Annotated in this window: 21 protein-coding genes and 1 tRNA gene; 7 read left to right on the top strand and 15 right to left on the bottom strand. The window is 57.9% G+C overall.

The genetic code is table 11. The annotated features are described in order from the left end of the window. Window positions 1–20 precede the first annotated feature (20 nt). Window positions 21–404, top strand: a complete 384-nt coding sequence (locus RWS31_RS09440) for a VOC family protein (RefSeq protein ID WP_314597818.1) — start codon at window positions 21–23, stop codon at window positions 402–404. 162 nt (window positions 405–566) lie between these two features. Continuing rightward, entirely contained in the window at window positions 567–1,025 is a 459-nt protein-coding gene (locus RWS31_RS09435; RefSeq protein ID WP_314597817.1) for an Hsp20/alpha crystallin family protein, read from the top strand. 137 nt (window positions 1,026–1,162) lie between these two features. Here the strand turns inward: RWS31_RS09435 and RWS31_RS09430 are convergent, their stop codons facing one another. The 4 genes from RWS31_RS09430 to RWS31_RS09415 all read right to left on the bottom strand — a co-directional run bounded on the left by RWS31_RS09430 (window position 1,163) and on the right by RWS31_RS09415 (window position 5,266). Next, window positions 1,163–1,945, bottom strand: coding sequence for a hypothetical protein (locus RWS31_RS09430; protein WP_314597815.1), 783 nt, complete (start codon window positions 1,943–1,945; stop codon window positions 1,163–1,165). Window positions 1,946–1,955: 10 nt separating this feature from the next. Continuing rightward, a complete protein-coding gene (locus RWS31_RS09425) occupies window positions 1,956–3,173 on the bottom strand; it encodes a dicarboxylate/amino acid:cation symporter (protein ID WP_314597814.1) in 1,218 nt (405 codons plus the stop codon). Window positions 3,174–3,373: 200 nt separating this feature from the next. Continuing rightward, entirely contained in the window at window positions 3,374–4,039 is a 666-nt protein-coding gene (locus RWS31_RS09420; protein WP_313972855.1) for an MgtC/SapB family protein, read from the bottom strand. A gap of 243 nt (window positions 4,040–4,282) precedes the next feature. Next, on the bottom strand, window positions 4,283–5,266 hold the full coding sequence (locus tag RWS31_RS09415) for a YeiH family protein (protein ID WP_314597812.1): 984 nt from the start codon (window positions 5,264–5,266) through the stop codon (window positions 4,283–4,285). A 279-nt stretch (window positions 5,267–5,545) separates the two neighbouring features. Here RWS31_RS09415 and RWS31_RS09410 point away from each other — a divergent pair, with 279 nt between their 5' ends. After that, window positions 5,546–7,114: a M48 family metalloprotease gene (locus RWS31_RS09410; RefSeq protein WP_314597810.1), complete on the top strand. Its 1,569-nt coding sequence runs from the start codon at window positions 5,546–5,548 to the stop codon at window positions 7,112–7,114. An 11-nt stretch (window positions 7,115–7,125) separates the two neighbouring features. Next, window positions 7,126–8,391, top strand: a complete 1,266-nt coding sequence (locus tag RWS31_RS09405; protein ID WP_314597807.1) for a tetratricopeptide repeat protein — start codon at window positions 7,126–7,128, stop codon at window positions 8,389–8,391. Between the two features lie 41 nt (window positions 8,392–8,432). On the opposite strand, the gene hflX is transcribed toward RWS31_RS09405, so the two are convergent. After that, complete coding sequence (gene hflX, locus RWS31_RS09400) at window positions 8,433–10,367, bottom strand: GTPase HflX (RefSeq protein WP_314597805.1); 1,935 nt, start codon at window positions 10,365–10,367, stop codon at window positions 8,433–8,435. 6 nt (window positions 10,368–10,373) lie between these two features. Then, entirely contained in the window at window positions 10,374–11,372 is a 999-nt protein-coding gene (locus RWS31_RS09395; protein ID WP_314597804.1) for a nucleoid-associated protein, read from the bottom strand. Window positions 11,373–11,606: 234 nt separating this feature from the next. Between RWS31_RS09395 and RWS31_RS09390 the strand changes: the two genes are divergently transcribed. Then, on the top strand, window positions 11,607–12,098 hold the full coding sequence (locus RWS31_RS09390; RefSeq protein WP_314597803.1) for a hypothetical protein: 492 nt from the start codon (window positions 11,607–11,609) through the stop codon (window positions 12,096–12,098). A 513-nt stretch (window positions 12,099–12,611) separates the two neighbouring features. Here RWS31_RS09390 and RWS31_RS09385 read toward each other — a convergent pair. The 8 genes from RWS31_RS09385 to RWS31_RS09350 all read right to left on the bottom strand — a co-directional run bounded on the left by RWS31_RS09385 (window position 12,612) and on the right by RWS31_RS09350 (window position 18,993). Continuing rightward, window positions 12,612–13,250: an HAD-IA family hydrolase gene (locus RWS31_RS09385; protein WP_314597801.1), complete on the bottom strand. Its 639-nt coding sequence runs from the start codon at window positions 13,248–13,250 to the stop codon at window positions 12,612–12,614. 9 nt (window positions 13,251–13,259) lie between these two features. Then, window positions 13,260–14,261, bottom strand: coding sequence for a Gfo/Idh/MocA family oxidoreductase (locus RWS31_RS09380; RefSeq protein ID WP_314597799.1), 1,002 nt, complete (start codon window positions 14,259–14,261; stop codon window positions 13,260–13,262). Window positions 14,262–14,274: 13 nt separating this feature from the next. Beyond that, window positions 14,275–15,438, bottom strand: coding sequence for a DUF819 family protein (locus RWS31_RS09375; RefSeq protein ID WP_314597797.1), 1,164 nt, complete (start codon window positions 15,436–15,438; stop codon window positions 14,275–14,277). A gap of 237 nt (window positions 15,439–15,675) precedes the next feature. Continuing rightward, entirely contained in the window at window positions 15,676–16,680 is a 1,005-nt protein-coding gene (locus RWS31_RS09370; RefSeq protein ID WP_265070544.1) for an ABC transporter substrate-binding protein, read from the bottom strand. Window positions 16,681–16,770: 90 nt separating this feature from the next. After that, on the bottom strand, window positions 16,771–17,514 hold the full coding sequence (locus tag RWS31_RS09365) for an ABC transporter ATP-binding protein (RefSeq protein ID WP_314597796.1): 744 nt from the start codon (window positions 17,512–17,514) through the stop codon (window positions 16,771–16,773). Between the two features lies 1 nt (window position 17,515). Next, window positions 17,516–18,517 carry an iron ABC transporter permease gene (locus RWS31_RS09360; protein WP_009645848.1) on the bottom strand — a complete coding sequence of 334 codons (1,002 nt, stop codon included), beginning with the start codon at window positions 18,515–18,517 and terminating at the stop codon, window positions 17,516–17,518. Window positions 18,518–18,643: 126 nt separating this feature from the next. After that, complete coding sequence (locus RWS31_RS09355; RefSeq protein WP_314597794.1) at window positions 18,644–18,829, bottom strand: hypothetical protein; 186 nt, start codon at window positions 18,827–18,829, stop codon at window positions 18,644–18,646. Between the two features lie 88 nt (window positions 18,830–18,917). Continuing rightward, window positions 18,918–18,993 (bottom strand) — tRNA-Ala (locus tag RWS31_RS09350). 207 nt (window positions 18,994–19,200) lie between these two features. Here RWS31_RS09350 and RWS31_RS09345 point away from each other — a divergent pair. Together RWS31_RS09345 and RWS31_RS09340 are read left to right on the top strand one after the other, a co-directional pair. Then, window positions 19,201–20,133, top strand: a complete 933-nt coding sequence (locus RWS31_RS09345) for a sugar ABC transporter substrate-binding protein (protein WP_314597792.1) — start codon at window positions 19,201–19,203, stop codon at window positions 20,131–20,133. A 14-nt stretch (window positions 20,134–20,147) separates the two neighbouring features. After that, the gene (locus tag RWS31_RS09340; protein WP_314597790.1) at window positions 20,148–21,872 is read left to right on the top strand and encodes a methyl-accepting chemotaxis protein; all 1,725 of its coding nucleotides are present in this window, start codon (window positions 20,148–20,150) and stop codon (window positions 21,870–21,872) included. A 153-nt stretch (window positions 21,873–22,025) separates the two neighbouring features. Here the strand turns inward: RWS31_RS09340 and RWS31_RS09335 are convergent, their stop codons facing one another. Continuing rightward, window positions 22,026–22,457, bottom strand: a complete 432-nt coding sequence (locus RWS31_RS09335) for a flavodoxin (RefSeq protein WP_314597788.1) — start codon at window positions 22,455–22,457, stop codon at window positions 22,026–22,028. Between the last annotated feature and the right edge of the window lie 58 nt (window positions 22,458–22,515).

Here is a 22,515-nt window from a genome sequence, read left to right as displayed (position 1 = left end):
GCTCGAAGGGAGCGTCTCGAATGAACATCAAGTACATCGACCACATCGTCATCACGACGCAGGATCTCGCGCAATGCCTTGCCTTCTACGAAGGCGTGCTCGGCATGGAGCATCGCGAAAGGAACGGCCGCCATGCGCTGCATTTCGGCAATGCGAAGTTCAACATCCATGTGCAAAAGGGCGAGTTTCAGCCTGCCGCAAAGCATCCGACCTGCGGCAGTCTTGACCTCTGTCTGATCGCCGACGGCCCGATTGACGACATCTGGCGCGAGCTTGAGGCGAAGGGCGCACCCATCGAACTCGGCATCGTCGAGCGCACAGGCGCAAAAGGGCGCATCGACAGCATCTATCTGCGCGATCCCGACGGTAATCTCGTGGAGATCAGTGTATATCCGCAGGGATGAGCGGCAAAAAATAAAACTTTTTCTTTTTGACCTATTGACTTTTTGACTTTTATGTGTATAATAAGAATCAGAAGGTGAGCAAAGAACACCTTCGGTAATGAAAACAATAAACGACGGCACAGAGAACCGTGCCGCCGCATGAATTTCAAGGAGTTGATTGTTATGTTTGGACTGGTACCTTTTGCCGGACGTCATGATCTCGCAGAGCGCAGCAGCGCGAATCCGTTCGCACTCTTCGACGCGATGCGCGATTCTTTCTTCCGCGACGGCTTCCCCGCCGCGAACTGGGGCGCTGCCGCTTTCAAAGTGGACGTCAAGGAGATGGACGATCACTACGAACTGACCGCCGATCTGCCAGGCATGAAGAAGGAGGACGTCGCTCTGCACTATGAGAACGGCTATCTGACCGTCGCCGCCTCGCACGACGAATCGAAGGACGAGAAGGATGAGGCGGGCAATTACATCCGCCGCGAGCGCCACACGGGCGAAGTCAGCCGCTCGTTCTACATCGACGGCATCGACGAAGCGAACATCCACGCGGAGTTCAAGGACGGCGTGCTGCAGGTGAAGCTGCCGAAAGCGGCGGGCGAGCCTCAGCGCAAGCAGATTGAGATCCACTGACGCAAGGATCTGCTTCGGTTGATGTCCGAACGTGCGTCCTGAAGGTTTAGCGTAAAAGGCGATCCGTCGACTCGAAAGAGTCGGCGGATCGCCTTTGTTATTTAGAGACGTGTTATTTCACATCCCCTTTTCCTATATCATTTTGCATCCGTACTCTTTTCACGCGGCTTGTCGATCCAGTCCTTGACGGGAAAGAGCGTCGAGGAAAAGTTCGCCTCGTCCATCAAACGGTCAAGTTCAAAGAGCGCGAGGATGCGCGCTGTGCCGCTCCTCGTATACTCACCGTTGTAGCCGCGCGAAGCAGGCAGATCGATGACGAGATCGCGCTCGCGGTCGTAGCCGATGAGCTGCAGACTGACGTAGCTGTGCAGGATGAGGTCACCCTTCCAGTTGCGGTAGGAGGACTCCCCGTAATTTGTGACGACGAAACCCGCGATGTAGTCGGCGTCCGTCGCCTTCGCAGCCTCGCGCACACACTCCTCAAGCTTTCCCTTGCCGTCGTAGATGATCTTCATCGCCTGCTGCACGCCGGCGTCGTCTGCATAGACCACGGCGTGCAAAGTCTCATTGAGTGGCACATGAAAGTCGCGCACAAAACGTGACTTCATCTCCTCGATGACCTCGGGCGGCATCGAGCGCGGCACGACAGGACGCAGCAGCACGATATGACGCTGGCCGACCGGCGCGGGAAGCATCTCTTTCCCGGACGCCGCCTTTGGGGCGGCCGCGCTTTCTGTCGGAGATTTTGCGTCAGACCCCTTTTCGGCGGCCACAGCTTTGGCAGCCGCATTCTCGCTGGCTGCGACCTTGACGGCAGAAGCCGCCGCACTCTCTGCCGCATTTGCAGGCAAAGGAAGAAGCGCCGTGAGAAGGACGAAAAGAAGAACGCGCGTCAGAATCCTTGCAAGACCGTGCCGCATGGCATTCTCCTCAGTCCCTCGATGAGGAATGCTCGCCTTCGGACGCCGCGACGACGACAGCGACAGCGCCATCGCCCGTGACGTTGAGGCATGTGCGGATCATGTCGAGGATGCGGTCTATGCCGGCGACGAGAGCAAGGCCTTCAAACGGCAGCTGTGCCGCCTGCAAAACCATCGCGAGCATGATGAGACCCGCGCCCGGCACGCCTGCTGTACCGATGGAGGCGAGCGTACCCGTGAGGACGATCATCGCCATCTGCTGGAACGTGAGATCGATGCCGAAGACGTTCGCGATGAAGAGCGAGCACACGCCCATGTAGAGCGCCGTGCCGTCCATGTTGATCGTCGCGCCCAGAGGCAGGACAAAGGACGAGATCTTGCGCGAGACGCCGAGCTTCTCCTCGCAGTTCTTCATGTTGACCGGCAGCGTGCCCGAACTGGAACACGTCGTGAAGGCGAGCATCATCGCTTCCGACATGCCGCGGAAGAACTTCACGGGGCTCATCTTGCCGAAGACGGAAGCCATCGTTGAGTAGACGAGAACCGCGTGGATGACGCTGCCGATGAAGGAGCAGACGATGACGGAAAGGAGGGGCAGCAGCACCTTCGGCCCGTTCTTTGCGACAACGGGCAGGAGGAGCGCGAAGACGCCGTACGGCGCAAACGACATGATCATGCCGATCGCCTTGTAGCAAACCTCGGCGCAGGCGTCAAAGAAGTGGATGAGCTTCTCGCCGCGTTCGCCGCCGACCTGCGTGATAGAGACGCCGACGAAGAGCGCAAAGATGATGACGGGCAGGATGTCGCCCTTCGCCATCGACGCGACAGGATTCGTCGGGATCATGTTGACGAAGACCTGCATGATGGACGGCGCTTCCTTCACCTCGGGTGCCGTGCCGCTCATCTCAAGCCCTACGCCCGGATGAATGACGCCCGCCACGGCGAAGCCGATGACGATGGCAACCGCCGTCGTAAAGAGGTAAATGCCGACAGTCTTGGCGCTGATGCGCCCGAGCGTCTTCGTGTCGCCGAGGCTCGTGACGCCGACGATCAGCGACGAGAATACGACGGGCACGATCATCATCTTGATGAGGTTGATGAAGATCGTACCAATCGGCGCAATCCACCAGTTGATGAAGCCGATGTACTCTTCGCCCACGGCAAGTCCGACGACGACCGCGAGGATGAGTGCGATGAAAATACGTACAGAAAGATTCAAGGTTTCCACACCCTTTCATAAAATATAGATATTCAAGAGCAATTCCTCCAAGAGGGTTTCCTCGTGGAAAAGCGCGGAACTGTCTTCGTGCCACTTCATTATAACAAATTCTGTCGCCTGCGTCTAATCGACCGGGAATACCATCGTACCGCGTCTTGCAGGGCGAATCACCTAGCCTGGAGCCAGCTGCAGGACGGCGTCTCTCCCGCTTAGGCGATATTGACGCCCGTGACGCCCTCGATGCGGCTCACGGCTTCAACGAGCGCGACACCCTTGACCTTCGCGTGGTTGAAAAGCTCGAATTCCAGCACGAGAGCATGATCGCTGTCATGCGAGCGCATCGTTTTGACCGTATGCACGGTGAGGCTCATATCCTCCAGGCACTCGTTGATGTGCACGATCTGGCCGGGCAGGTCGCGTGTGAAGACCGTCAAGAGGATGTGGTTATCGTGCAGCACCCACTCGTCGATGCGCGAAAGCGCGCCGAGCGTCACGAAGACGAGCCCCGTCGCCAGAAGAGCCGCCGTGTAGTAGCCGCCGCCAACGGCGAGGCCGACGCCCGCGACGACCCAGAGGCAGGCGGCCGTCGTCAGTCCCGTGACCGTCAGCCCCTCCTTCATGATCGCGCCCGCACCTAAGAAACCGATGCCAGAGACGACCTGCGCCGCAAGGCGTGCAGGATCGGCATTCGTCCTGCCCTCGACGCCCTGATAGATCGCCGTCGAGATGAGCATGACGAGGCACGAGCCGAGGCACACGAGCATATTCGTACGAAGCCCCGCCGACTTGCGGCGCGACTGCCTCTCGTAGCCAATGACACCGCCGAGGACACACGAGAGCGTCAGCCGCAAGAGTATTTCCCATTCGGATACCATAGGCCCTCCTTCCAAGATGGATGTTTCCCCGACTTATCCCCAGTTTTGTCCACTTTGTGCATAAACCCTGTGGAAAATTCGCCGATTTCTCAAGAAAATCAACAATCAATCGCTCTGTGCAAAACTTATCCACAAGATTGTGGACAGTGTGGATAACGAAGTAGGCACAAGATATGTCCATGCCGTTTGAAAAAACGCCGCTTTCCCGTATACATTCCAGCCATCTTTTTCTGCAAACGTGTATCAGATGATGCCGATGAAATGCTGCACGATGAGCGAGACGACGGCGACGGCGATCCAGCAGAAAAGCCCGAGCGTGATGGGGCGCACGCCGTTCTTTAAGAGAGCGGCGAAATCCGTATTGAGACCGATGGCGCTCATGGCGAGCACGATGGCGAACTTGCCCGCTTCCCCGAGGAAGTGCGAGAGCGCTTCGGGCAGGACGCCCGTCGTATTGACGATGGAAGCGACGACGAACCACAGGATGAACATGGGGAAGATGCGCTTGAGGCTGAATCCCTTGCCCTCCGACTTGGAATCGCGTGCCGCTAAGAGCGCGAAGGCGAGGCACACGGGTACGATGCACAGCGCACGCGTGAGTTTGACGATCGTCGCATAGCTGCCTGCCTCGTGGCTGTAGGAGTAGCCAGCCGCAACGACGGACGATGTATCGTTGATCGCCGTGCCCGCCCACATGCCGAAGCCGAGGTCACTCATGCCCATGAAGTGCCCGAGGAAAGGGAAGATGAATACGGCGATCACGTTGAAGAGAAAAATCGTCGAGATGGAAAAGACAATATCTTTGTCCTTCGCGCCGATGACGGGCGCGACCGCCGCGATGGCCGAGCCGCCGCAGATCGCCGTGCCCGCGCCGATGAGCGTCCGCGCATCACCCTCGACACCCAAGAGCCTGCCCGCGCCCCAAGCGACGAGAAATGCCGTCGCGAGCGTCGATGCCATGACGGCGAGCGACTGCGAACCGACCGACAGAACATGGTAAAGGTTCATCTCGAAGCCCAAGAGGATGATGGCGTACTGCAGGATCTTCTTTCCCGTGAAACTGATGCCCGCCTCGAAGTTCTTCGGGCGCGCAAGGCGCGCGAAGCACATACCGAGAAGAATACCGAAGACAGGGCCACCGATGATGGGGAAGAACTTCCCGAGGACATAGGCGGGAACGGCGAAGAGCAGAGCGTAGGCGATTCCTCGCAAATATTCGCTTTTCATGATGGAAAAACATCTCCTTTAACTGAGAAAACCAAGCGGTCAAGCCGAAGGCAAGACCGTGCAGCTTGCAAAAGTCGCCGCACGATTCGGAAAACACGGCATCTTCTTTAGTGTACTATGAAAGTCCAAGAAGTCAAGCCGAAGGGCAAACTTTCATTAAAAGCAGCGCACAATATCCACGAAGCAGTATTTTCTTCATTATTGCTTCTTTCTATCTGGAAAAGATTGCAATTTGACACTCCCAGTCAAAGATGTTATTTCGGCTGGCTTGATGTCGTCGTGGGAGGACTCAATGCGGCTTCTGGCTACACAGTCGTGCGCGATATGTTCTTGACAGCCGGAGACAATCCCGTCGTGCAGAATGCCATGTACGGCAGGCAGAACGACACGGCTGACCGCCCTGTAGATGAGCGTGCGGTCGAGTTGGTCAACGATGTACTCACGTCTTTGATCGAAAAGGGCGACTACGTCCTACGCAACAACTCCCTGCCCTTCCGCGCCAAGGTGACAGCAAACGAGGCATTCAACGCCAACTGCGACTTCAGCAATTTCATCTGCGTTTTCGACGGCGCTGTGAAGGCCTGCGGCTACAGCCGCGACGAGGTCGCCGCGCTGCTCGGTCACGAGATGACACACGGATACGACCAGCACATCGCCAATTCGCAGGCCAAGCATATCCTCTCCGGCTTCATCAACGACATGGCAGGACAGGCTCTCGCAAACAGCAATCTCGGTGTCGGTGCGGTGCTTTCTGACGATTGGCTGAACTTCCTCGCCGTCAAAAATATCGATCTGCCGAACGAGAAGGCTGCCGACCGAAATGGTTTCTATGTCATGGCGAGTGCCGGCTTCAATCCTGGCGGTGCGGCAGCTCTGATGGCACGCATGTCATACTACACGGAGCACAGGAGTCAGTTCGAAGACTTCTTCCGTCCTGACGAACATCCCGATACGCGCAACCGCCTCAAAGACATGGCGGCCCTGCTCACGACGTACGGTCTTGGTCACACGGAAGTCAAAAATGTCAATGACGTCTATTTTGACAACCATCTCTTACTGATCGCCGAACCAAGCGGCGCACAGGACGCTGAGGAAATGGCCTATCTGATCTCTGGTGGCATAGCCAAAGGCTTCCACGATCATCGTCTCTTCGCCGATTGGAATTTCCGCACAACAACGGACGGCAAAGTCGATTTCCTCGATGATAATCCCGTATACAAGCCGCTGAAGGACGCCCTGAATAACGAACTAGGACTTGGCGAGCATTTTCGGAGCCTAGTAGAACGCGCTTACAATAACGACAGCAAAAACGGCGCGCGCGAGAAATTTCTCAAGGAGGAGATGGATCGCAAACGCAAAAATGAAGAATTCCGTCAGAAACTGGCTGCCCAAAAGCAAGATTCCCCAGACAAGGCGCTCAACGGCACAACATATATGAAGCTCGGGCTCACGGATCTGGCGGAAAAAGAGTTCTTGCGGTCAGGAAAGCTCGATGCGCAGAATCCCGCCGCCAAAAGCGGCATGGCGACCGTCCTGAGCAAGCGTGGCGACTTCGACGGTGCCTTGCGCTTAGCAAACGAGGCGATCGCGATGAATCCAAATCTCGGTTCGAGCTATGTATCACGCGCTTTGGTCTATAAGGATCAAGGCGACATGGACAGTGCCCTCAGTGACTGCAACCAAGCATTGAAAGCCGGCCAGAAAGACTCCTACGCCTATAAGGTAGCGGGCGATATCTTCAGTGCGCAGGGAGCAACGGAGAGCGCATTGATCGAATATAAAGCCTATCATGAGGCCGTATCCAAGGCGATGGATATTCCTGCCGAGTATATGGCGCGACTGAAATAAGAGGAATCCTTATGCGAAAAAAGAAACTTTGCGGCTTGGGACTGACCGCGGCATTCTGCACCCTTCTCCTCGGCGGTACGTCCGCACCTGCATCTGTCGAGGCAAACCAGAAGGTCTTCCGCACCGTGACGCCCGAGGACAATGCGCGTGCACAAGCCTTACAAAGTCAAGCTGATGAGGCGCGTCTCGCCGGCGACTATGCGAGAGCCATTGACCTCTATACGAAGGCGATCCATATCAACGAGCGGCTCGGCGGCTATGACGGACGCGCCTATTGCCGTTTTCTGCTCGGCGATTACGATGCCGCCGAGCGCGACGCCTTGACGGCGCTCTACAATCGGAGCGCGGACGATCTCATGAAAGCAGGCATCAGCGGTCTCGCCGAGTATGTGCACGGCATGTGTCTCTATAAAAAGGGGCACTACGAGGAAGCCGAGCACGACCTCAAAGCGGTGCTCGGCACACGCTACGCGAGCGATGAGGTTACGACGGCCTATGCAGACTGCCGAGAAAAGGCGGAGGCAGCGAGAGAAGCCGCCATGCTAGAAAAGTTCCGCACCTCTTCCGCCGCCTTTGCCGCGAAAGTACAGACCGAACTGTCGAACGGCAGCCTGCGCGCCTACGATGCGACGCGCGGCGAAATAGGCTGGTGGCGCGACGACGCATCGCGCGAGCTCTTCGAGACGACGATGATGCGCCCGGACGATGTAAGTTCAGACGAATTCCTGCACAGCTTCACACAGTACCTGTGGATCCTCACCTTTGAAAAAAATACATATCCCGACATGGTCGTGGCGTTCATTCCTCGCCATAGTGTATATAGCACAGCGGATCAAGAGATGCGCAAGGATGACGTCTTCGTGACGGAGGTAACGGGCGCAGGAAGCAGCCAGACGATCGATACGCTGCATGCGAATACACGCTTGCAGTATCGCTACAGCATAGGCAAGGGGCGTTTCCTCAACAATATGAACACGGATTCGTTTACTTGGGAGTCTCTCGCAGCGGAGAAAGAGCGCCGCATCAACGAGGAGGGCTTCCATTTCGGAGTAAGTATCGGCGAGCGTTGGGACATCCAAGTTGACCGGAGAATCAGCCCGACCGAATACTATGTTTCCATCAACTATGGAAATCCTGTAGAGGTTGGGTATGTCACAAGGTTGAATCCAGACGGTCGAGCCAGTCAGCCCAGCGAAGTCACCCAAGTTAATGAAAATTGGCGACCGCCTACGCACGGTTATTTGCGCCGCATAGACCAACGTCTTCCTCCGCTGTAGATTCGACCCCCTTCGCCAACACCGCCGCGCACTTTCACCGCTCACCTTTCATAGCGGCGAAAGTGTGCGGCTTCTTCTTTGCTCAGACGGACGACGACGCGCGTGCCGCGCTCATCGTAATCCGTCTGAAGGACCCGCCCCGCCTCGTGCAGGCGCGTGACGGCTGCGTTCTCCGTAAATGGGATATGAAGCGTAAGCTCAACCTCGCCCGTGCGGAAGAATGAGGCGATCTTTTCCTGCAGGTCGGCAAGCCCCGCGCCCGTCCTCGCAGAGATGGCGCAGCCCTCGCGACCGCGCAGGAGGCGCGGGACGGCGGGCGGCAGAGGCGCTTCTTTCAAGCATGGCGTCTCGCCTCCAGAAAAACCTCTCGTCGCGTCGCCTCCCGCAACCTCGTGCCTCGCATCGCTCATCGTATCGACATGCGCCGTCTCGCTACTCGTGTCACCCGCGCCGTTCGTCAAGCGATCGAGCTTGTTCAGCACATAGAGCATGGGCTTTTCGGCGACGCCAAGCTCCTTGAGGACTTCAGTGACAGCCTCGATCTGGAACTCTGCAGCCTCGTTCGACACATCGACGACATGCAGCAGAAGGTCGGCTTCGACGACCTCTTCGAGCGTTGCGTGAAAGGCCTGTACGAGCGTATGCGGCAGCTTCTGAATGAATCCCACGGTGTCGGTCACGAGGATTTCGCGGCCGTCCGCAAGCCGAAGAGAGCGCGTCGTCGGGTCGAGCGTCGCAAAGAGCTTGTCCTCAGAGAAGACATCTGCGCCCGTCAAGGCGTTCAAGAGCGTCGACTTACCAGCGTTCGTATAGCCGACGAGGGCGGCGACGGGGATGCGTGCGGCGCGGCGGCGCTCGCGATGCAGCAAGCGCTCCTTCTTGAGCCGCTCGATCTCGCCCTCGATGTCGTGGATGCGACGACGGATGCGGCGACGGTCGACTTCGAGCTTCGTCTCGCCGGGGCCGCGCGTGCCGATGCCGCCGCCAAGCCTTGAGAGCACGAGTCCCTGCCCCAAGATGCGCGGCAAACTGTACTTCATCTGCGCCAGCTCGACCTGCAGTTTGCCCGCCGCCGTGCGCGCTCTTTGCGCGAAGATGTCGAGGATCAGCGCCGTGCGGTCGAGAATCTTCACGCCGAGCGCCATTTCGAGATTTCTCTGCTGCGACGGCGTAAGCTCATCGTCAAAAATGACGAGCGTCGCACGCTCGTTCTGGATGAACATCGCCATCTCCTCGACCTTACCGCGCCCCAAAAAGAGCGCCGTGTCGGGCTTCGCCTTCTTCTGGATGAACGTGCCGACGACGGTCGCTCCCGCCGTGCATGCAAGCTCCGCCAGCTCGGCGAGCGAATCCTCCGTCGTCCACAGAGCGCCGGTCATGGGCGCCGCGATCCCAGCGAGCACGGCGCGTTCCTCCTCATCGTCCGTCGCCTGCGTACGCTCCCTTGAGAGACGCTTGTTGATGCTCTGGATGAGCGGCGTCAGCCGGATGCGATTCAGATGATCGGCGCGCATAGGGCCGAAAAGCTGCACTTCGAGCGTGCCGTCCTCTTCCTTCTCACCCGTGAAGAAGCCGAGGCAGCCGACGCTCTCGCCCGAGAGCCGCCCGATGGCCGCCATCGCATCGAAGCGCAGGCGGCGAAGCGACGAGATGTCGGGATCGCTGAGCTCCGTATCGCCGCTCGGGTGCGTATGGATGCAGCGCACGCCCGAAAGACGCACCTCCGAGCGGGCATCGACGGCGGGCAAATCGACCGTCCATGTGTTGCCGACAGAAATTTCGATGATGCGCCCCTTGCGGTCGACGTAGACGGCGACCTCACGCCCGATCTCCTCCGTAACGGCGATGAGCCTCTCGTTCAGCTCCTTCGTCGAGAGCTGCCCGACCGGCACGCTTAGATCGTAGAGGCTCTGCAGTTCTCGCATGATATGCGGCTTGAGATTCTGAATCTCGCCCTGGATTCTTTTGTCCTTCATGACGCCTCACCCTCGATTGACGATATTCTGGATCTGCTTGAGTGTAATGGAGATCGTGCCGTCCTCACCGCGGCGGAACTCGACGAATTCCGTGTTGTCGAAGTAGTCCGTCGGGATCACAAGCTCGATGCCCGTGTCCGTCTTGAGCTTGTGATTCTTCATCTTCTTGAGGATGGATTCCTTGTCCATCTCCACGGGCGCAGCGAATCCCGCTTCCTCGATCGCCCGCTCGTAGTCCGCCTGCATGGCGGGATTGCCCTTGAATACCTCACGGCCGACCTCGAAGGGATTCACTGCATCTTTTTCGGCAAGCTCTCCCGCGACGAAGGATTTGACGGCAGCCGCTGTCTCCACGGCATCGCCGCCGTAGGCTTCGGCAACCTTCTTCGCCGTATCGCTCGCCTTCTTCAAAGCCTCGCGCGCCGAAGGCGCCTGTCCGCATTCCAAGACAAGCTCGGGCAGAACGAAGATGGCATTGCCGTCGACGCTGTAGCGCTTAGCGCGCACATGGGTGGCAAATGTCGAAAGATCGATGAAGGCGAACTCATCCATCGTCGCCGAAGCGCTCGGCAAAAGGGAGCCGCATGCCGAAAGCTCTGCCGAAAGCCCGCTCTCCGTATCGACGACGGCAGGCGAAAAGCCTGCATGGCTGCGGCAGAGGAAAATCACAAGCTCGCGCCGCTCATCTTCGTGCACCTCAAGCACGAAGAGCAGCATGCTCGCCGCCTCCGCCGCATGGGAAAACGCACGCAGAAAGGATTCCGCCAGCGTGCGCGAAAAGGCGAGGAAATCCTTCTCGCCTGCAAGGTAAGCGACGATCTCCTTCCTGCATTCGCTGTTCTCGTAAAATGTCCCCGCCTTCTTATCAGGACTCTTGCAGCTCTTCTCGATGTGCGCGAGAAGGTATTCGCTCGTCTCGCCCGTAAGCGGCAGCTGCGCCGCCGAAAGAAGCGAAGAGCCCGCCGCGTCGAGGATATGAAGCGCCGCCTTGTCGATCGTGGTCATATTGCACCGCCTTTCGGAGAACGACCCGAATCCCTCTGGCCTCCCCCTTTATCGTCCATCATCATTCTATCAGAAAATCTTAGCATCGCCTATAGAAAAAAGAAGGATTTCCAATCATCGACGGGGAATTATAATAAAAGGGTTTTCTCTGCAGAGCGTACGGCAGAGAGCGGGCGGTCGTGGATTCGCCCCGCACACGATACAGCGATTCCAGGGAACGGGAGAGATTATGCCATGGAAAAGGAGCATGTGACAACAGGCAGGAAGGTCTACCTGGGCAATCATTCCATTGAATATGAAGCGTTCATCGCCGAGCCACGTCTGATCGAGGTCGATCCGATGGAGTGGCAGAAATATATGTCGGAGCAAGCGAAGCGGCGCTTGAAGAAGGCCGAGGCGAAGGCGCGCAAGAAAGCTGAAGCGGAAGAGGCAGCGCGTCGAGCGGAGGAGGAAGAGCGAAAGCGCGAGGAAGAAGCGGCAGCCAGGGCGGCAGCAGGGGAATCTGCATCTGCTGAGGAATCGCCTGAAGACATCGCCGCACGCATCGCGGGAGACAGGACGCAGGCGCAGGAAGACATCCTGGACATCGCCAAGCATACGGTCGAAGAAGAGCCTCAGGCGGAAGACGTCGCTTCGCGCATCGAGCGCGAGCGGCGCGAGCGTCAGGCGGCGCTCCTCGATCTGGCGAAACAACAGCAGCAGTTGGCGGCAAAGCGAAACCGATGATCGAAAAGCAGCCTTTGCAAACAGAGCGCTTGGACTCTTCTTCAACCAACTACACGCGCAGATGCCCACTTTGCAGGGATCGTGCGCTGCTCTTACATGAAAAGTCCATCGATCTGCCTCCCTGGGCACGATCTCTTTGATTTTCACGGCAAATCATCAGAAAATCTTGACAAGTCAAACCATTTGCTGTATAATGAAGGCAAGCAAAGGGGGAAAAGGAAGCCGGCGGATGAAGTGACCGGTACCTGCGCTTGATGGGGGCGGTCAAAGAAAGCCTCCGCGGACTTGGAAAGGAGGAGAATCCGATGGGACGGTGAGTCTCGAAAAAAGTCGGATGAGAACTGAATGATGAAAGAATCGTGCCTGAACGAATAACCGCCGCGCGAAAGCGCGGCGGTTATTCGTTCTTTGCATTTGCATCAATAAATCGCAACAATCCAGGCAGGCACAGCGCGATGACCGCCATCTTTTCACATGTCGGCCATGCGTCCAAGGAGGTTCAATCCCGCTTCGCTATTCCAGCAGTTCGCCAAGATTTTTCATGATCTTCACATGCGGCAGCGCCTCGAAGGCAGCTCTTTCCGTCGTACCCGTGAGCACGGCGGCGAAGTCGACGCCAGCAGCCTGCGCCGCTTCGGCATCAACCAAGTTATCCCCCGTGTAGATGACCTCGGACTTTGCCGCGCCGAAGCGGCGGCAAGCGGCGAGAATGCCTTCGGGCGAGGGCTTGAACGTCTCGACGTCCTCGCAGCCGATGACGAAGTCGAGAAGATGCGTGACATTTTCAGCGATGAACTTCTCCATGATGCGATGGCGCGTCTTCGTCGAGATGATGGCGGTCTTCGCGCCTGCCGCACGCAATTTTTCGAGGAGCGGCAGCGTCTCGGGATAGAAATGCGTATTCGGCGTCATCTCCTTGTCGGCCTCTTTGCGGTAGCTGACGAGGAAACGCTCGCATTCCGCCGCCTCCTCGATGCCCGCGATGCGACGGATCGCTTCGTCCATCGGCAGCCCGATCGTGCGGCGGATCGCCTCGTCGGGCACGTCGTCATAGCCGAGCCGCTTGAGTGTCGTATGAAAGCAGCCTGTGATGCCCTTTTCCGAATTTGCAAGCGTATAGTCAAAATCAAACAGATAATAGTGGTATTTCATTCATTCACCTCAAGCTCTTTCTGCAGCCGCCTCTTCCTCGGGGTACTTGACGCCCCAGGCCTCCCGCAGCTTCGTCATGACCTCCATGACGCCCCGCGTATAGTCGAGGCGCATCTCGTTTCCTTCCCCGCGGACGGCGCGCTCCATCGCGAGAACCTCGTAATCCAATGCTTTTTCTGTCTCGCCCGCCGCAACATCTTCTCGGCGTCCATCCGCCGCCCAGATGATAGAAGCGCGATCGGCACGCGGATAGTCGCAGATCTCGATATATGCGTCGTCGAAGGAGAACACAGCTCGCTTGGGCTGCTTGGCATGAAGGGACAGCGTGATGGCGGCCATTTCCTCGACGCTATTCTTAAGCACAATGACCGCCTGCTCGTCGACGCCGCTCGGTGCAAGACGCGCCACAGAGACGATTTCCTCAGGGTTTTCCGCGAGGAAAAAACGTGCGCAGGACAAAGCGTAGACACCGATGTCAAGGAGTGCGCCGCCCGCGAGACGGAGATTGAAGAAGCGGTTTTCCATATCGTAGGGCTTATAACTGCCGAAGCTCAGCTGCGCGAGACGAAGCGCGCCGAACTCGCCCGCCTCGATGCGCGAGGCAAGCGCACGATAGAGCGGCATGTGGTAGATCGTCATCGCCTCGGCAAGGACGAGTCCCTTCTCCTCAGCGAGGGAGGACGCCGCCGCAAGCTCGTGCACGTTGAGCGTGATGGCCTTTTCCGCGAGCACATGCTTGCCCGCGGCGAGCGCCTGTATGATGTAGGGCGCATGCGTATTGTGCGGCGTCGAGATATAGACGATGTCAATGTCCGGGTCGGTGAGGAGAGCCGCCGGCGTATCGTACTCTTTTTCTATGCCGAACTCTGCCGCGAAGTTCCTCACCTTCTGCGGCGTGCGCCCCGCTGCAGCGCAGAAGCCGCATCCGAGCCGCTGCAGCGCCTGCGCCATTTCATGCGCGATCGTGCCGCAACCGATCGTCGCCCAGCGGCAAGTTCTCTTCTTTTCCATAACATACACCCCTTCAAACGAGCATTTCCAGCAAACGCGCAATCCATAGTCCGAGCGGTGTGCCGATGATGTGTCCGATGATCGCCAGGAATATGCCGACGGGGATCAAAGCGCCGGAATACAGGCTCGCGAGGATCGGCGCTGACGCTGCGCCCCCGATGTTCGCCATCGAGGATATGCACAGCGTGAACATGTCGAGCCGGAAGATGCGTGCGATCAATGCCATGAGAAGAAAGTGCACGCCGAGGATGATGAAACCTGCGAGCACCCAGGCGGGCGCATCGCCGAACTGCAGCAGGGATGTGCGCGAGGCGATGAGCGCGATGAGCGAGTAGAGCATCACGTTTGCGACCTCCATGGAGGCGGCAATGCGCCCAAGCGGAGAAAAGGCGGCGATGAGTCCGGAGGCCGCGATGAAGAGAATCGTCCAGATGGATTGCGTGAAAAAGGGCATGGCAACGTAAAGCAGGGGGCCGAGATCTGCGCCGACAGAGGCGACGAAGAATGACGTGCCAATGATCAAAAAGATTCCTTGAAAAGAAATATCTCCCGTCCGCCTCGCATCATCGTCCTCGATCGCCTGCGATACGGCGTCCAGCTTCGCCGTATCCGCGCCTATCCAGCGATTGAAGCGCGGGGCAAGCGTGACGAGCCATAAGAGGAACATGACCCAGATCGTATAGTCGATAGAGTCGACAATGAACGCACCCTCCATGTCGATCGTTGGAATGTGCAATGCAGTCTGGATCTCCATGATGTTGTCGTAGCCGCCGATCCATGAGCCGGAGAGTGCACCGAGCGTCATCCACGCGTTGACGCCGAGCTTCTCCCCCATGATGAGGAAGGCGACAACGAACCCGGCGGCTATCGTGACGGTCGCAGAGAAGAAGCCAAGGAGCATGCGCGGCCCGATGCGAAAGATCTTGCGGACGTCCGAGCGCAGGAGCATCGTGAAGATCATCGCATAGGTCAGGATCGCCGAAAGCTCGCGATAGACGGGCTTCGTCGCCGTCATGTTCCAGATGCCGAGCGTAGCGAGCAGCATCGAACCGATGTAGATGAAGACGACGCCGGGGACGAAGCGAAAGACCGCCCACCCCGTCACCCTTTCGGCAGCAAGAATCACGGACGCGAAGAACACAAGGACGGAGACATAGGAAAGTCCGTCGGTGATCATCAAATCCCTCCCTTTTTGCAAAAGCGTCGGTATACAGAACTCCCTGCCAGTATACCATAAGGAAAGCGCCCGGACTACTCGCCTTTCGTACAAATCCAAAAAAAGCGCCGCACAGGCGCCTCTTTTGGTCAAGTATTGAGAATTCATGCACACCCCGCACATGCGGGAGACGTGCCAGACAGCATCAAGAACGTACGGGAAGCTTCAACATCGCCGAGCAGCGCTTCCTTGAGAGTCTCACTGCAGGTTGATTCCGTGAATCTCTTCGGCAAGGCGCTTCAGTGCCTCGACCGTGCGCACGCCCGGCGTGATCTCCGAGAGTTTCACCTTGAGGAAGTGGTTTTCCTTGACGGCCTTGACATTCGCAAGCTGAGGATTTTCCTTGATAGCGGCGACCTTCTTCTGGAAGTCGTCATCGTTCCGTATGCCGTTGCTGTAGTCGGCAATGATGATGTACTCGGGATCTGCAGCGACCACGCTTTCCCATGTCGTCGCCGCCCATGTCTTGTCAACGCCGGCGTCCGCCATGACATTTTCCGCGCCGATAAGCTTGAGGATATTCGTCGTGTAGCCCTTGTAAGCAGTGAAAGGCTTGCCGTCCGAGGCGTCGTAAATGAACACGCGCTTTTTCGGCAGATCCTTGATCTTTTCCTGCACGTCTGCGAGGATCTTCTTCTGCCCGTCAACCCATTCCTGCGCCTTCGGCTCGACACCGAAAATCGCGCCAAGCTTCATCATGTCGTCAAACACGGTATCGAGGCCAGCATCGAGCTTCTGCATCGAAGACGGGATATAGATGGGCACGCCCTGTGCCGTAATCGAATCTGCGGGAATGCCGCGCTTCGTGAAAGGCACCTCCCAACCCGTTGCGAAATCGGGCTTTTCTGCCATGAAGGTTTCGTAGGACGGCCACTTTTCCGCGAGCACCTTGACCTTGTCATAAGACGCCTGCAAGGGCGGGTAAATGTCTTCCTCCTTCATCGCCGTGCCGACCATCTTGTCCTCAAGACCGAGCGCGAGCATCATTTCCGTCGTCGCCTGCGACATCGAGATGGCGCGGCTCGGCGCCTTTTCCACCGAAGCCGTCACTTCCTTCCCGTCGAGCGTTTCCGTCCATGTGACGGGATAGCCCGCCGCCTTTCCTTCCTCCGCCTTCTTGGCGTCATTGCCGCAGCCGGCGAGCGATGCGAGGAGCAGGGCGGCGAGTCCTGCCGCAGCCGTCTTCTTCAGCCATTTCTTCATAAAGATCCTCCTTTGATATATACCCTTGACGCAGCACTTGCCGCGACCATACGACTCATGCAAGGAAACGCTGAATGTATCAGTGATTCTTCAATAATTCAAATAGACGCGCCCGTTCTTCTCAAATCGCACGAAGGGCACGCCGAAGATCTCTTCCAAAAGCTCCGTGCGCATGACGACCCCCGTCTCCCCTTCTTCTCGTATGCGACCGTCCTTCATGACGACGACGCGGTCGGCGTACTGGGCGGCGAGCGACAGGTCGTGCAGCACGAGGACGATCGTTCCGCCGTAGGCGCGCAGCGTATTCATGAGCGCGACCTTGTAGCGGACGTCGAGGTGGTTCGTCGGCTCGTCCATAAGGATGAGTTCAGGCTTCTGCGCGAGAACCTTGGCGATCATGACGCGCTGGATCTCGCCGCCCGACATGCTGCCGATACGGCGCTTCGCCATCGCCTCGATGCCGACCTCGCGCATGGCAGTGCGAGCGATCTCGTAGTCGGCTTGCGTGTAGTCGCGAAACTGCCGCTTGTAGGGGAAGCGCCCCATGACGACGACGTCCTCGACAGCGAAGTCCGCGATGGTTTCGCGCTGCTGCGGCAGCATTGCCGCCTTCAAGGCGTAAGCGCGCGGCGAAATCTCGCTGATGTCTTCGCCGCAGAAGAAAACGTGACCGGGCGCAGCACGATTCTTCCCGAGGAAGGACATCAAGGTGCTTTTTCCCGATCCGTTTGCACCGAGGATCGCCGTGATCTTTTCCGCAGCGAAGTCGATGGACACATCATCGAGAATCGTTTTTGCGCCGACAGCGAAAGACAAGTTCCTGACCGAGAGCATGTCAATAGCCTCCGTACTTGCGGCTGATGATCCACAAGAACACGGGCGCACCGAGTCCCGCCGTCAAGATGCCGATGGGAAGCTCTTCGGGGCGGAAGGCGCTTCTCGCGAGCACATCGGCCCAGACGAGGACAATGCCGCCGAAAAGAGCCGTGAACCACAGGAGCACGCCGTGCTTCGGCTCGCCGAAGAAGCGCGCCGCATGAGGGATGATGAGCCCGATGAAGCCGATGATGCCCGAGAGCGCCACGACGACCGCCACGACGGCGGACGAAAAGAGCACGATGAGCCGCTGCAGGCGCATGACGGACATGCCGAGATGACGCGCTTCCTCCTTGCCGAGCAGGAGGATGTCAAGCTCATGGCGCAAGAGGTAGATGAAGAGCATGAGCGCCGCAAGCGACGCCGCCATGACAGGCACCGCCTTCCACTGGATGCCCGTGAGGCTGCCCATGAGCCAGAACATGGCGCTTCGCACCTGCGCCTCGTCCTTCGCCCCGTAAATCGCGAGCATCGTCAGGGCGGAAAAGAGCGCCGAGACGCCCATTCCCATGAGAACGAGGCGCACGGGGCTGCCGCCCCTCCCCGTCAGAAAGATCACGAGCGCCGTCGAAAGCGCCGCGCCGAAAAAGGCGCCGACGTAAATGCCATAGCCAAAAAGCTGCTGCGCCAGTCCCGAGACGATGCAGACGACGGCGCCTGTGCTCGCTCCCGCCGAAACGCCGAGAATATAGGGGTCAGCAAGATAATTCTGCGAGACCGTCTGCATCAAAAGCCCCGTGAGCCCCAAAGCGGCTCCGGCAAGCGCCGCGAAAAGGATGCGCGGCAGGCGGATGTCGAAAAGAATCATCGCATTCTTCGACGACTCTCCCGAAAGAGCCGCAGAGATCTCGGCGAAGAGCGTATCCGTCGGCAGCGTCACCGAGCCGAACCCCAACGCGAGCACAATGCTGCAAATGAGCACGAGAAGTAAGAAAGCCGCACGCAGTTTCAATGATTTCATCGGTATCCTTTCGTGTTGCCAAGCATCGAAGTCCTATCGCTTGGCAGAACGCTCCGCTGTCTTTAACGGCGGAGCGTATACGTTTCATTTCGCTAAGCTTAATCATACCTAAGAAGAATAGTCTTGTCAATACGAACGTGTCGACAGCACATACTTGCGCCCGCGCTTCTGCCCGACAGCTCGCAGCCGGTCTTCGGCGATAATATGGCGCAACTGCAGGATCCGGGCGCTGCTTAAGTCAGCGAAGTCAGCATTCGGTATCATCTGCGCAGAAAAATGGTTATTTGCAATGATCGCTTCCTTGACGAGCAAGCCATATCCGCACTCCCGCAAAGCAAAAGCCTCACCTACTAACACAAAAAAAGGAATCGGCAAACAGCCGATTCCTCACTTGTCGAGATGGTGGAGACGAAGGGGATTGAACCCTCGACCTCTCGGATGCGAACCGAACGCTCTCCCAGCTGAGCTACGTCCCCATGTCGTACTACGCAATTGTACTGCATATCAAAAAAAAATGCAAGAAGAAAATCATATTTTCCCAATATACCCAAGAAAAAATAATATATTTCCCGATGAAGCAGGAGAATTTTATTAGAAGTCGAAGAAGATGTAGAGCTGAAGGACTATATTGGAGTGCAGAGATGCGGAAGGAATCGCAGCTCTGCAGGAAAGGACGTGAAACCATGAGTCTGACAAGAAAATGTCTGCTCTTTCTCCTGACCGCCTTGGGGTGTCTCCTCTTGGCGGGCTGCGGCTCTTCCAGTCTCGGGGGATCGGGCAAGGTGATCTACGCGAACCACAACGATGACGACGCCTTCGCCATGCAGCTCAAGAACACTTTTGCCGAGAAGGCGAAATCGGCAGGGCTTGATGTGGAATTTCTCGACGCCAAAGGGGACAGCAATCTGCAGATCGACCAGCTGAACGAGGCGATCAGCAACAAGGCGGCCGCCATCGTTCTCCTCGCGATGGATGGAACGAGCATCGTGCCTACGGTCGAGAAGGCGCGTGAGGCAGGAATCCCCGTCGTCATCATGAACCGCGACGTGAACGATCCGAAGGTGATCGGCGCGCTCTCCGATGACCGCGAGGCCGGCCGAATGCAGGGTGAGTTCATGGCAAGCCATCTGCCGCCGAACGCCAAAATCGTCTACCTGATGGGAGAAAGCTCCTTGCCCGTCGCCGTCAAGCGCTGGGAAGGCTTCAAGGAAGCGTGTCTCGACAAGCGCCCCGATATCAAGCTCCTCGCCTCCGTTGACGGAAGTTGGAGCAAGGCGGAAGGAATGAAGGCCGTGACGCTCTGGCTGAACTTCTTCCCGGAGATCAACGGCGTCGTCGCGGCAAACGATGAGATGGCCTTGGGCGCGATTCAGGCCTTGAAAGCGGCGAACCGCCTCAACGGCTGCCTCGTGACGGGCGTCGACGCTACGCCTGCAGGCCTCGCAGCAGTCGAGGCGGGCGAGCTTTCGCAGACGGTCAAGCAGGACGCCGAGGGACAGGCGGCGGGCGCAGTCACGCTCGTCCAAGGCTTCCTAAACGGCAAGGCGCCAACCGAGAGCCTTGACATTCCGTTCACGTCCATCACACGCGAAAATGTCGCGCAATTCGTGAAGTAAGGGGGCTGGGAAATATGAGCAATTTTACTTTGGGCAGCGAAATCCTGAAGGATTACAGCGTAAAGACGAAGGTCGCGATCCTTTCCGTCTTCCTCCTCCTCACCGTGGCGCTCGTTGCCGTCGTCGGCATCTATTCGAGTCATTCGGCAAAGCAGGCGCTCGACGAGATGTATCACCACAACTTGATGACGACACAGTATCTGAACGATGCGAACAACCGACTGCGCAGCATCAACGTCAACGTATCTTACATCGTGCAGCAGAACTTCACGCAGGAGAATCGTCAGATCCTCCTCGATGACATCGCGGGCAACCTCGCAGGCATCCGGCACGATGTCGATGAAATCAAGAAGATGAAGCAGAGCGATCGCACGAAGGAAGCACTCTCCGCGCTCGACAAGGATCTCGATGCGGCGGACGCCGCGGTCAAGGCCGTCGGCACACTCGGCACAGCGCCTGAGGACAAGGCCGAAGCGTACAATCAGCTCTCCTCCTTGACGGCGATCAGCGCCAACATGCAGGTTCTGACACCGGACAACGTGTTCCAAGGCAAGCAGCTCTTCGAGGAGAACAACATCCAGTATGCACGCACGCTGAAGATTTTCGCCGCGATCATTCTCATCAGCTTGATTCTCGGCATCCTCATGTCGCGCATCATCTCGAACAACATCTCAGCGCCCTTGAATACGTCGATCGACCACCTCAATGCTGTCGCGACAGGCGACTTGGACCGCGAAATTCCGGCCGCACTGTCGAACCGCGCCGATGAGATCGGTGTCGTCGTCAAGGCCCTGATGAAGATGCAGGGCTTCATGAAGCAGGTACACGAGGAAGCCGAGAAGACGGACGCTGTCGTTGGCGAACTCGAAGCGATGATCAACGCAATGAACAACGAAACGCAGGACATGTCCGCCGTGACAGAGGAGATGTCAGCAGGCATGGAAGAAACGGCGGCCTCGACGGCGAGCATGCAGCAGGTCAGCGGCCACCTGAGCGAAGAGATCCAGCACACCGTGCAGGAAATGAAGAAGAGCGAGGCGTACACGCGTGAGATCGCCGTGCGCGCGACCGATCTGAAGGCGAAGATGGAGCAGTCGCAGGAAGCTTCAAACCGCGTCTACGGCTCGACGAAAACCTCCGTGGAAGACGCCATCGAAGCCGCGAAGGTCGTGCAGGAGATCGAGACGCTCACGCAGGCCATCACGGACGTCGCCGAGCAGACGAACCTCCTCGCGCTGAATGCGAGCATCGAGGCAGCGCGTGCCGGCGAGCAGGGACGCGGCTTCGCCGTCGTCGCCGGCGAGGTCGGCAAGCTTGCCGAACAGTCGCAGGAAACGGCGGAGAGAATCAAGAACCTCACAGGCCAGGTCATGGGCGCGATGGAGGCCCTATCGAAAGGCGCCTTCGACCTCCTGCACTTCATCGATGAAGACATTCGCAAGGACTATGAACAGATGGACGAGACTGCCGTGCAGTACAAGGAAGACGCAGAATTCTTCCACAGAACGGCCAAAGGCAGCACAAAGAGCTCCGAAGAACTTCTCGCTTCCGTGCGCAACATGAACCAGTCGATGGACGAGATCGGACGCGCGACGCACGAGAGCGCCGACGGCAACACGCGCATCGCCGAGAACATCGTCGGCATGGCGGAACGGTACGCCGACATCCTCGAAAAGGTCCAGGGCTTCAAGGAAGGCACGGAACGCCTCAAGAATCTTGTGACGGCGTTCTCCAAGTGATTTCTGAATCTGCAGGCAAAAACCCGCTCTTTCAAAACCTCCACTTCGTTTCTCCCCAAAAGAACAGCAAGCAAAAAGACTGCCGTGCACCGAAGCGCGGCAGTCTTTTTGTGCGTGTGATTTGCGCGAGTTGGAGTTGGTAAGGGACGCTTCTCAGAGCGCCTTGGCGACGGCTTCGCCGAGATCTTCGCAGGCCTTCACGCCGTCGTCATCGGGCGCATTCTCGACGATCACGCCGTCGGAGACGAGCTTGGCACCGGCAGCTTTCGTGCGCTCCACCCAAGCTTCCATCCAGGCGCCCGAACCCCAGCCATAGGAGCCAAAGAGTCCGACAGGAACGCCCGAAAGCTTCTTCTCCGCTTCCGTGAAGAACGGCTCGAACTCGTCCTCCTCCAAGACCTCATCACCCATGGCAGGGCAGCCGAAGAGGAAGCCGTTGTAGTCGGCCATCTTGTCTGCGCTGAAATCGCCGACCGTGAAGAGCTCTGCCTCAGCGCCGCCCTTCTTCGCGCCCTCAAGGACGGCTTTCGCCATCTCTTCCGTGTTGCCCGTGCCGCTCCAATATACAACCGCTACTTTTCCCATGTCAAAGACCTCCTGATGATTTTTTCTTGCTGTAAAGAACTGCTGACCGTCCCTGCGC

This window comes from uncultured Selenomonas sp. (assembly GCF_963528755.1).
In the GTDB taxonomy this organism is placed as follows: domain Bacteria; phylum Bacillota; class Negativicutes; order Selenomonadales; family Selenomonadaceae; genus Selenomonas.
Note: the sequence above shows the minus strand (reverse complement) of the source record. Positions and strands in the feature narration are given on the sequence as shown.

Excerpts from the sequence above, each read along its gene's own strand:
- RWS31_RS09435 (WP_314597817.1), top strand. The coding sequence starts at position 567 with ATGTTTGGACTGGTACCTTTTGCCGGACGTCATGATCTCGCAGAGCGC.
- RWS31_RS09420 (WP_313972855.1), bottom strand. The coding sequence starts at position 4,039 with ATGGTATCCGAATGGGAAATACTCTTGCGGCTGACGCTCTCGTGTGTC.
- RWS31_RS09385 (WP_314597801.1), bottom strand. The coding sequence starts at position 13,250 with ATGAAATACCACTATTATCTGTTTGATTTTGACTATACGCTTGCAAAT.
- RWS31_RS09345 (WP_314597792.1), top strand. The coding sequence starts at position 19,201 with ATGAGTCTGACAAGAAAATGTCTGCTCTTTCTCCTGACCGCCTTGGGG.
- RWS31_RS09340 (WP_314597790.1), top strand. The coding sequence starts at position 20,148 with ATGAGCAATTTTACTTTGGGCAGCGAAATCCTGAAGGATTACAGCGTA.
- RWS31_RS09335 (WP_314597788.1), bottom strand. The coding sequence starts at position 22,457 with ATGGGAAAAGTAGCGGTTGTATATTGGAGCGGCACGGGCAACACGGAA.
- RWS31_RS09415 (WP_314597812.1), bottom strand. The coding sequence starts at position 5,266 with ATGAAAAGCGAATATTTGCGAGGAATCGCCTACGCTCTGCTCTTCGCC.
- RWS31_RS09405 (WP_314597807.1), top strand. The coding sequence starts at position 7,126 with ATGCGAAAAAAGAAACTTTGCGGCTTGGGACTGACCGCGGCATTCTGC.
- RWS31_RS09440 (WP_314597818.1), top strand. The coding sequence starts at position 21 with ATGAACATCAAGTACATCGACCACATCGTCATCACGACGCAGGATCTC.
- RWS31_RS09430 (WP_314597815.1), bottom strand. The coding sequence starts at position 1,945 with ATGCGGCACGGTCTTGCAAGGATTCTGACGCGCGTTCTTCTTTTCGTC.
- RWS31_RS09380 (WP_314597799.1), bottom strand. The coding sequence starts at position 14,261 with ATGGAAAAGAAGAGAACTTGCCGCTGGGCGACGATCGGTTGCGGCACG.
- RWS31_RS09395 (WP_314597804.1), bottom strand. The coding sequence starts at position 11,372 with ATGACCACGATCGACAAGGCGGCGCTTCATATCCTCGACGCGGCGGGC.
- RWS31_RS09360 (WP_009645848.1), bottom strand. The coding sequence starts at position 18,517 with ATGAAATCATTGAAACTGCGTGCGGCTTTCTTACTTCTCGTGCTCATT.
- RWS31_RS09375 (WP_314597797.1), bottom strand. The coding sequence starts at position 15,438 with ATGATCACCGACGGACTTTCCTATGTCTCCGTCCTTGTGTTCTTCGCG.
- hflX (WP_314597805.1), bottom strand. The coding sequence starts at position 10,367 with ATGAAGGACAAAAGAATCCAGGGCGAGATTCAGAATCTCAAGCCGCAT.
- RWS31_RS09370 (WP_265070544.1), bottom strand. The coding sequence starts at position 16,680 with ATGAAGAAATGGCTGAAGAAGACGGCTGCGGCAGGACTCGCCGCCCTG.
- RWS31_RS09365 (WP_314597796.1), bottom strand. The coding sequence starts at position 17,514 with ATGCTCTCGGTCAGGAACTTGTCTTTCGCTGTCGGCGCAAAAACGATT.
- RWS31_RS09390 (WP_314597803.1), top strand. The coding sequence starts at position 11,607 with ATGGAAAAGGAGCATGTGACAACAGGCAGGAAGGTCTACCTGGGCAAT.